This window comes from Stutzerimonas kirkiae (assembly GCF_004327335.1).
In the GTDB taxonomy this organism is placed as follows: domain Bacteria; phylum Pseudomonadota; class Gammaproteobacteria; order Pseudomonadales; family Pseudomonadaceae; genus Stutzerimonas; species Stutzerimonas kirkiae.
Genome location: NZ_QJUO01000057.1, coordinates 1 through 8,768, shown reverse-complemented (window position 1 = coordinate 8,768; position 8,768 = coordinate 1). Strand labels below are relative to the sequence as shown.

7 protein-coding genes, 1 rRNA gene and 1 other RNA gene are annotated in these 8,768 nt (G+C 60.0%); 6 read left to right on the top strand and 3 right to left on the bottom strand.

Going from position 1 to position 8,768, the window contains the following annotated elements; genetic code table 11:
* Both rrf and DNJ95_RS18770 read left to right on the top strand, forming a co-directional pair.
* Positions 1–112 (top strand): 5S ribosomal RNA (gene rrf / locus DNJ95_RS18775); the annotation flags it as partial.
* Positions 113–576: 464 nt separating this feature from the next.
* Positions 577–1,740, top strand: coding sequence for an MFS transporter (locus DNJ95_RS18770; RefSeq protein ID WP_131186240.1), 1,164 nt, complete (start codon positions 577–579; stop codon positions 1,738–1,740).
* 9 nt (positions 1,741–1,749) lie between these two features.
* Here DNJ95_RS18770 and DNJ95_RS18765 read toward each other — a convergent pair whose 3' ends face one another.
* Together DNJ95_RS18765 and mnmC are read right to left on the bottom strand one after the other, a co-directional pair.
* On the bottom strand, positions 1,750–2,001 hold the full coding sequence (locus DNJ95_RS18765) for a YheU family protein (RefSeq protein ID WP_131186239.1): 252 nt from the start codon (positions 1,999–2,001) through the stop codon (positions 1,750–1,752).
* 57 nt (positions 2,002–2,058) lie between these two features.
* Positions 2,059–4,038 (bottom strand): bifunctional tRNA (5-methylaminomethyl-2-thiouridine)(34)-methyltransferase MnmC2/FAD-dependent 5-carboxymethylaminomethyl-2-thiouridine(34) oxidoreductase MnmC1, encoded by a 1,980-nt coding sequence (gene mnmC / locus DNJ95_RS18760; RefSeq protein WP_131186238.1) that lies wholly within the window; start codon positions 4,036–4,038, stop codon positions 2,059–2,061.
* A gap of 189 nt (positions 4,039–4,227) precedes the next feature.
* On the opposite strand from mnmC, the gene pap reads away from it, so the two are divergent.
* Positions 4,228–5,724, top strand: a complete 1,497-nt coding sequence (gene pap / locus DNJ95_RS18755; RefSeq protein ID WP_131186237.1) for a polyphosphate:AMP phosphotransferase — start codon at positions 4,228–4,230, stop codon at positions 5,722–5,724.
* 55 nt (positions 5,725–5,779) lie between these two features.
* Here the strand turns inward: pap and DNJ95_RS18750 are convergent, their stop codons facing one another.
* Complete coding sequence (locus DNJ95_RS18750; RefSeq protein WP_131186236.1) at positions 5,780–6,106, bottom strand: Arc family DNA-binding protein; 327 nt, start codon at positions 6,104–6,106, stop codon at positions 5,780–5,782.
* A 335-nt stretch (positions 6,107–6,441) separates the two neighbouring features.
* Between DNJ95_RS18750 and ffs the strand changes: the two genes are divergently transcribed.
* The 3 genes from ffs (at position 6,442) to efp (ending at position 8,585) form a co-directional block, all read left to right on the top strand.
* An RNA gene (ffs, locus tag DNJ95_RS18745) (signal recognition particle sRNA small type) lies at positions 6,442–6,538 on the top strand.
* Between the two features lie 123 nt (positions 6,539–6,661).
* Positions 6,662–7,807 carry an elongation factor P maturation arginine rhamnosyltransferase EarP gene (gene earP / locus DNJ95_RS18740; RefSeq protein ID WP_131186235.1) on the top strand — a complete coding sequence of 382 codons (1,146 nt, stop codon included), beginning with the start codon at positions 6,662–6,664 and terminating at the stop codon, positions 7,805–7,807.
* Between the two features lie 211 nt (positions 7,808–8,018).
* A complete protein-coding gene (gene efp / locus DNJ95_RS18735; protein ID WP_131186234.1) occupies positions 8,019–8,585 on the top strand; it encodes an elongation factor P in 567 nt (188 codons plus the stop codon).
* Positions 8,586–8,768 lie beyond the last annotated feature (183 nt).

Sequence of the window (8,768 nt, the reverse complement as noted above, 5' to 3'; positions counted from 1 at the left end):
ACGACCATAGAGCGTTGGAACCACCTGATCCCATCCCGAACTCAGTAGTGAAACGACGCATCGCCGATGGTAGTGTGGAGTTTCTCCATGTGAGAGTAGGTCATCGTCAAGCTTCTACACGAACGCCTCGGTCCTTATGGATCGGGGCGTTCTTTTTTGGGTGGTAAAATAATGGGCGGCTCTCGCAGGCATGGGCTGCCCGCGAACGGGGTGCCTGGGTACGCAAGAGCTTCGTCTCATCAACTGGATTGGCAAGAGGTCTGGCTTCAGCGCGATCTCGGGTTCATCGTTCCTGTGCGAATGCCAGGTAGCGGACGGGGCGCGCGTGAATACCTCCCTGTAGCTCTTTGCCGGCCCGGAGGCCCCGACCGAGTACCCGGCATTCGCACAGCCACTAGCGGTGGTGCCTGTGGGAAAGGGCCGGCGAAACCGAAAGCCCTGCGGATGATGCGGTACTGCGCTGATGGCTCTTTCCATAGCTCGGGCTCGCGACAACACGACCAATAGAGCACCCTTGCCGCGGGTAGATTCGGGAGAGTAGGGTGCCTGGGCTTTTTCTTGACGTTGTCCGAGGATATGGTGAAACACTCATCTCGCTGGTTTCTGTTTCTGGCGCTGGTTCTGGCTTCAATCAACCTGCGACCTGCCATCACATCTTTTGCTCCGCTCATCGAGCGCATCGCTTCGGATCTGGCACTGAGCCGCGGCCTTGTCAGCCTCACGACAGCCCTGCCTGTCCTGTTGATGGGGCTGTTGGCGCCATTGGCTCCCCGATTGGCTGTGAGGTTCGGTTTGGAGAGGGCGATTGCACTCTGCCTGGCCACTGTTTCCCTGGCCTTGAGCCTGCGTCTGTTCGGGCATCAGGAGTGGATTCTTATCGGCAGCGCCGTTCTGGTCGGAGCTGCCATCGCTATGGCAGGGCCGTTGCTTTCCGGCTATATCAAGCGTTATTTCTCCGACCGAATGGGCAAGATCGCTGCCTGGTATGCACTGAGTATGGCCATAGGGGGCACGCTGGGGGCTGTCGTGACGGCTCCGGTGACCGATTACCTGGGAGGGGCCTGGAATCTCGGGCTGGCGGCCTGGACCCTGCCAGCCTTGTTGGCTTTCGCTATCTGGCTACGCTTGCCGAATCAGCCGGAGGCTTCTGCCCGTAATGCTTCCGGCCTGCCATGGCGTTCCGGCAGGGCCTGGCTGATCAGTCTGTTCTTTACCCTGCAGGCTGGGCTTTTCTATGCCCTGGTGACATGGCTGGTAGCCCGTTACCATGAGGCAGGCTATGGCATATTGCACAGCAATACCTTCTTCAGTGCCTTTATGCTCATCGGTCTGCCCAGTTCTTTTGCCATCCCCTGGCTGGTGCAGCGGTTCGGCCATCGGTATCTATGGATGGCGGCTTGCGGGCTCGTTGCGGCGTGCAGCCTGTCCCTGGTCGCCTGGGCCCCGCAATGGTCCCCGTTGGCTGTCTGCATGGTACTGGGCGTGGCGTTGAATGGCAGTTTCTCGCTGTCCCTGGTGTTGCCGATGTATGAGGCCAGTACACCACTGGATGTCAGCCGCCTGACCGCAATGATGTTGTGCAGCGGATATGGCCTGGCATGCCTGTCCCCTATCCTTGTTGGAATAGGGCGAGATTTTGCCGGAGATTACCAGAAGCCTTTCACGGTCCTGGCGCTGCTGGCGGTGTGCATGTCCCTGTTGGCGCTTCGCTTGCGGCCAAAGCTTGTCATGGCGAAATAGACGCTGATTTCAGCATGGCTGACGTGGCGGCGGCTCTTCGAGCCATTCTTTCGGGACTTCCTGCTTGAGGGCCAGTTGGCATTGCTGGGAGTCGCTATCGAAGACGATGACTGCCTGGCCTTTTTCGAGGGCTGTCCTGGCGCGCTGAACGCGAGTATGGAAGGGGGTTTCGTCGCCATTGTCGGTGCCATCCCGGGTGACGAAGTCTTCCAGGAGCCGGGTCAGGGTGTCCGGCTCCAGCATTTGGTGTGGAATCAGCATATCCGGCTTTCTCCGAGTTCATGTGGGCAAGTGTTGCTGCCAGGCGATGCGGAACCATCATGTGGTCCTGCGGATCAGGCTTCGCAATAGATAGCGGTTCGGGTGGCAGGCTTCCGCTATATCCCTGGGAAGAGGCAGGGGCTCGTCGTCGATCCAGGCTGCCAATAGCTCTCCCGATAGCGGGGCGCTGATCAGGCCGCGTGAGCCATGTGCCGTGTTGATGTAGAGGCCCTGATGCCAGGGGCAGGGGTGTTCGGGAGTATGCCGGGCATTCCTGGCCAGGTTGGCATAGACATGGGCGAAAGCCTCGGCATTGGCCAGGGGGCCAACCAGCGGCATATAGTCGGGGCTGGTGCAGCGTAGTGATGCCCTGCCTTCCAGGCCGTCGAGGGAGGGGGTCAGGCGCCGATGGAGGTCGCCGGATATCTCCTCGAGCATGGCCAGGTTACTGGCGTGCTCCTCCTGGCTTGGTTCGCTGTCGTGGCGCTGGAAGTTGAAGCTGGCCCCGAGGGTATGTTCCCCACTCCTTCCGGGAGCGACATAGCCTTCGGCACAGACCACGCATTGCAGTTCGCTGCTCGCCGCATTCGCCGGCAGCCTGGTGATCTGGCCTCGGATGCGCTTGAGTGGCAACCAGTCGGTTTGGCTGAAGTGGGCACAGTCCGCGGCACCGGCCAGTACCACGAGCGGAGCCTGGGCGATTATTGCGCCGTGTTCCAGTACCTGCCATTCGCCATCCAGGCGCTGCAGTTGCAGGGCCTGGTGGTGCATCAACTGCTCGATACCGGGATAGCCAGCCAGCCATTGGCACAGTGCGGGAGGATGGACCCAGCCGGCCTCCGGGAAAAATAGCCCGCCGCTGCCCAGTCGCATACCGCATCGCCGTTCGGCTGTTTCCTGGTCGATAAGCTGCAGCAGGCTTGCAGGAAAGTGCCGTGCCAGCTCCTGCTGGCGGGCGCTCTCCTTGGCATCGAAACCCAGTTGCAGGACGCCACAGTCTTGCCAGTCTTCCCCTCTGCGTAAATTGTGCAACAGGCGCCGTGTGTAACCGAAGCCGCTGACGACAAGGCGTGAGAGGGCTGTTCCATGCGCGGATAGCTTGAGGTAGAGAACCCCTTGCGGGTTGCCGGAAGCTTCCTGGGCTATCTCCTCGTGGCGCTCTATCAATGTGACGCGCCAGCCCCGCCTGGCCAGGCTGAAGGCTGTGGAGCATCCGGCCAGGCCGGCCCCGATGACAATGGCATGGCGCTCTGCCTGCTTGTGTTCGGGTCTTGCATACCATGGCTTGTAGCTGGTGTTCTGGATGCCATCGAAGCAGCCCTGAAGAATTTCCCGCTTGTGCCCGAAACCCGCTACCCGCTGCATGCTGAATCCGGCCTCGATCAGGCCGCGACGCACGAAGCCGGCGCTGGTGAAGGTGCCCAATGTGGCTCCCTGGGAGGAAAGCCGGGCCAGTTGCCGGAACAGTTCAGGCTGCCACATCTGTGGATTCTTGGCCGGGGAAAAGCCATCGAGGAACCAGGCATCGATGCGTGCATCGAGTTGCGGCAGGCTGTCGAGTACATCACCAATCAGCAATGTCAGTGTTACGCGGCCATGCCCCAGGATGAAATGCTGAAAGCCGGGATGGACAGCGCTGTACTGCTCCAGCAATGGCTTGGCGAAGGGAGACAAGGTGGGCCAGAGGGCCAGGGCGCGGGCCATGTCCTGCGGGGTCAGCGGATGTTTTTCCACGCTGATGAAATGCAGGCGTGCTCCAGCGGGAGCTTGTTCTTCGAACAATTGCCAGGCGCAAAGAAAGTTGAGCCCTGTGCCGAACCCGGTTTCCCCGATGGCCAGGCGCTGCCCCGGGAGCAGGGCGCTGAAGCGCTCGGCCAGGTGGTTCTGCGCGAGAAAGACATGCCGGGTTTCCTCCTGGCCCGATAGCCGCGAGAAATAGACATCGCCATACTGGCGCGATTGTGGCTGGCCATTTTCGTCCCAGTCGAGATCAGCGTGCTGGAGGGCGTCTTTATTGGGCATAGGGGTGTTGGGCATGGGGGCTCCCAGGTGGTCAGGCTACCGATTCTAGCAGCCGCCGTCGTATCGGCGCAGGGCGCTACTGTCGCAATGGGGGCCGGCCCTGGCATGGAGTGGCAAGGTGCCACTCGCTAAGCAGCCTTGTTGCCTGTTAGGGTATCGAGCCAGGCATTTTACATTTTTCGATTGCTGGAAAAGGGAAGGTAGATGTTCGAGTCTGCGGAAATCGGTCATTCAATAGACAAGCAAACCTATGATGCACAGGTGCCCGCTTTGCGTGAGGCACTTCTGTCTGCTCAGTACCAGCTCAAGGAGCAGGCTCGTTTCCCGGTGCTTATCCTTATCAATGGGATCGAGGGGGCCGGGAAGGGGGAGACGATCAAGCTGCTCAACGAGTGGATGGACCCCAGGCTCATCCGCGTCGACAGCTTCGATACGCCAACCGACGAAGAGTTGGCCCATCCGCCGGCATGGCGTTACTGGCGCAAGCTGCCCGAGAAGGGACGTACCGGGATCTTCTTCGGCAACTGGTATAGCAAGATGCTGGAAGATCGGGTACATGGCCGGATCAACAAGGCCGGCCTGGCATTGCAGATTTCCCAGGCCCAGCGCCTGGAGCGCATGCTGTGCGATGAAGGCGTGCTGATCTTCAAGTTCTGGATGCACCTGTCCAAGGACCGGATGATGGCGCGCCTCGAGTCCTTTCGGAACGATCCGCTGCAGAGCTGGCGAATCAACCCGCTGGATTGGCAGCAGTCCAAGACCTACGACAAATTCGTTCGTTATGGCGAGTACATCCTGCGCCACAGCAGCCGCGAGTTCGCCCCCTGGTATGTGGTGGAAGGAACCGACGAGCGCTATCGCAGCCTGGCTGTCGGACGGGTCCTGCTCGAAGGCTTGCAGGCGGCCCTGAATACAACTGAAGACGAACGTCGTACCTCTCAACCGCATACGGCGCCATTGATGCTGGACCTCGACCGCTTGGGGCTGCTTGACAGTCTCGATATGACACAGGCGCTGGAGAAGGCCGAATACAAGTATCAACTGGCAACGGAGCAGGCGCGACTGGTGCAACTGCTTCGCCATCGGGTGCTGCGCAAGCGTGGGGTGCTGGTGATGTTCGAGGGGCATGATGCCGCTGGAAAAGGGAGTGCCATCCGGCGTATCACCGGGGCGCTCGACCCGCGTCAGTATCGGATCGTACAGGTTGCCGCGCCAACCCAGGATGAGTTGGCCAAACCCTGGCTGTGGCGTTTCTGGAACAACATCCCCGAGCGAGGGAAGTTCACTATCTTCGACCGTTCCTGGTATGGCCGGGTGCTGGTTGAGCGGGTCGAGGGTTTCTGTTCGCCGGAAGAATGGCTGCGTGCCTACAGCGAGATCAACCATTTCGAGGAGCAGATGGTCGATTCGGGGATCGTGCTGGTGAAGTTCTGGCTATCCATCGACCAGGATACGCAACTGGAGCGTTTCAAGGAGCGAGAGGCTACGCCATTCAAGCGTTTCAAGATTACCGAGGAGGATTGGCGCAACCGTGACAAGTGGGATGACTACAGCCATGCGGTCGCCGACATGGTGGATCGCACCAGTACGGAGATCGCTCCCTGGACACTGGTGGAGGCCAATGACAAGCGCTTCGCTCGTATCAAGGTCCTGCGAACTCTCAACGACACCTTGGAAGCGGCGATAGAAAAGGAGCGCTGAGAATCATCACACGCCTGGCGGCCTTCCGGTCGTCCAGGCGTGCCTGAGCTCCGTCTCAGTCTTCTTGCGCGGCCTGTTCTACATCGTGGGCGATCAGGGCGACAAGCGCGTTCTGCTGGCGATGGGTCAGTTGCCGGAAACGCTGCAGCAGCTCACGCTCATGCAGCGAAAGCTCCGGGCTGTCGAGGCTGATGCTGACATCGGAGTCCAGGGCGCCTTCCTGGAGCAGGCTCTGCTCCAAGCGAGCGATGATTTCCGAGTTCATGCTGCGGTGATGGTTGCGGGCAACCTCCGCGATGCGATCACGCATGCCGTCCGGGAGACGAACCACGAACTTGTCAGCTGTGCGACTGGAATAAACTGCCTGTTTGATAGGGTTCATGCTTAACCGTTTAGTCAGATGGACGATGCTGGCGTATTGCCGTAGTAGTCACCGCCTGTGACAACCCCGGATGCCGGCATGTTCCATGCGAGCAGAAATAAAGTTGTTTGGGACGGTTTCATGACGCCAATTGTACGTCGCCTTTTCGATTAGTAAAGGCATTATGGCATCAAAACCTGTGGTGCCTGCTCCATTGTATGTGGAGGCTCTGCTCCGGGCATTCGCCGTTTTGTTGCCGAGACAGGGGTGGGCAGTGTGCCGGGCTGTTGTAAGTTCTCGATAAGCCGGTAGAATGTCGCCGCGCACCTTTGGGTGTGCATGCTTGATGGTGGCCCTGCCGGTCCCCCCGCAACGATCAGCCGTGAACCCGGTCAGGCCTGGAAGGGAGCAGCCGCAGCGGTGACATTGTGTGCCGGGGTGTGGCTGGCAGGGTCGCCTCCATAAAGCATCTCTTCTGCCTCGTTCGCTTCTACCTTCGTCTTCTTTTCGTCCGATCGCCTGTGCTGCCCTTGAGCTTGTGGCAGGATTCGTCGTGCCCGTAGGAGGAGTTCGGCTGTGCCTGGAAAAGTCACGTGGGATATTTTCTGCTGTGTCGTGGACAACTTCGGTGATGTCGGCGTTACCTGGCGCCTGGCACGGCAACTGGTTGCCGAACATGGAATGTCCGTGCGCCTGTGGATAGATGATATGGGGACTTTTGCCCGGCTGGTCCCCCAGGCTGACTGTGAGCTGGGTCGCCAGTATTGCGCGGGGGTGGAAATATGCCAGTGGCCCCGGCTCTGGCAGCCGGTCGAGCCGGCGGACGTGGTCGTCGAGGCATTTGCCTGCGATCTGCCGGAGGCTTATGTACGGGCCATGGCCGCGGCAACCCGGCGGATTCTCTGGATCAACCTCGAATACCTGAGTGCCGAAGACTGGATCCTGGACTGCCATGCCATAGCCTCGCTTCGCCCCGATGGCCTGCAGAAGTACTTTTTCTTTCCCGGGTTCGTGGCAGGCAGCGGTGGCCTGTTGCGTGAGCGTGATCTGCTGGCGCGCCGCAGTCGGTTCCAGGCGGACGACCAGGCGCGTCTGGAATTCCTGGGCCGCCTGGGGGTAGAGGCCGATGCCGGCTGCCGTCTCATTTCCCTGTTCGCTTACGAAAACCCGGCGCTGGCGGGCTGGTTCGACGAGCTGTCCAGGGACGAGCGAGATAACCTGGTACTGGTTCCGCAAGGTCGGGTCCTGGGGGATGTGCAGGCCTGGGCGGGCGTAGGGCGGATGCGCGCCGGTGACTGCCATGAGCGAGGCTCGCTACGAATCGTGGTCTTACCGTTTCTGACGCAGGACGATTATGACCGCTTGCTGTGGTGCTGCGACTTCAATGCGGTGCGTGGCGAGGAGTCGTTCATTCGTGCGCAGTGGGCGGGGAGGGCTTTTGTCTGGCATATCTACCGCCAGGAAGAAGATGCTCATTGGGATAAGCTCCGGGCATTTTTCAGGTTGTATGCCGAAGGGTTGTCCGATGGGGCGCGTGCCGCGCTGAAGGCTTTCTGGCACGCCTGGAATCTTGGTCAGGAGGCGGGGGACGCCTGGAACGGATTGCTGGCGTATGAGTCGGAGCTGGCCGTGCATGCCGGGTATTGGGCCGATGCGCAGGCGCTCAACGGGGATCTGGCGAGCAATCTGCTGCGTTTTCATGCCGACTGGGCCAGTGCATAAGGCGGTGGAGACTACTGTCGGAACCGGTTACTATTGCACCCCATTTGCCACCTGAGGCCGCGACTTGTGCGCCATGGGTGATGAAACTGGCCTCTCGCGTGGAGGCTTTACACAAGGCTTGAGCTGTCTGTATCCCTGCAGGCAATTCTCAGGGGAGGGAAGCCTGCGAAGGTGTTCGCTCCCTGATTTTTCAATTCCATCGGATGTTCGTATGAAAACCGCACAAGAATTCCGTGCCGGCCAGGTGGCCATCATCAACGGCGCACCCTGGGTGATCCAGAAAGCCGAGTTCAACAAGTCCGGCCGTAACAGCGCCGTCGTCAAGATGAAGCTGAAGAACCTGCTCAACGGTTCGGCGACTGAAACCGTGTACAAGGCTGATGACAAGCTGGAGCCGGTGATTCTCGAGCGCAAGGAAGTGACCTATTCCTACTTCGCCGATCCGTTGTATGTGTTCATGGATGACGAGTTCAACCAGTACGAGATCGAGAAGGATGATCTCGAAGGTGTGCTGACTTTCATCGAAGATGGCATGACCGACGTTTGCGAAGCGGTCTTCTACAACGAGAAAGTGATCTCCGTCGAGTTGCCCACGACCATCGTGCGTGAAATCGTCTACACCGAGCCGGCCGTTCGTGGTGACACCTCCGGCAAGGTGATGAAGACCGCCCGCCTGAAGAATGGCGCCGAACTGCAGGTTTCCGCCTTCTGCGAAATCGGTGATTCGATCGAGATCGATACGCGTACCGGCGAGTACAAGTCCCGCGTCAAGGCCTGACCGCGCGACACCTGTGCTGCGATACCCCGCATTCGAGAGGATGCGGGGTATTTTTTTGTGCGCCCAGCATGGGCGCACTCCTGTGGGTGCAAGTCCCACCGTAAGCTGATCACCGCGAACGAAGTGAAGCGCAACTGCGTGAGGGCGACCGAGCGTGGGGAGGAAGGGTAGAGCGTAATCTGC

Bases quoted from the DNA above. Each gene is read 5' to 3' on its own strand.
- DNJ95_RS18770 (WP_131186240.1), top strand. From the start codon at position 577: ATGGTGAAACACTCATCTCGCTGGTTTCTGTTTCTGGCGCTGGTTCTG.
- DNJ95_RS18765 (WP_131186239.1), bottom strand. From the start codon at position 2,001: ATGCTGATTCCACACCAAATGCTGGAGCCGGACACCCTGACCCGGCTC.
- mnmC (WP_131186238.1), bottom strand. From the start codon at position 4,038: ATGCCCAACACCCCTATGCCCAATAAAGACGCCCTCCAGCACGCTGAT.
- pap (WP_131186237.1), top strand. From the start codon at position 4,228: ATGTTCGAGTCTGCGGAAATCGGTCATTCAATAGACAAGCAAACCTAT.
- DNJ95_RS18750 (WP_131186236.1), bottom strand. From the start codon at position 6,106: ATGAACCCTATCAAACAGGCAGTTTATTCCAGTCGCACAGCTGACAAG.
- efp (WP_131186234.1), top strand. From the start codon at position 8,019: ATGAAAACCGCACAAGAATTCCGTGCCGGCCAGGTGGCCATCATCAAC.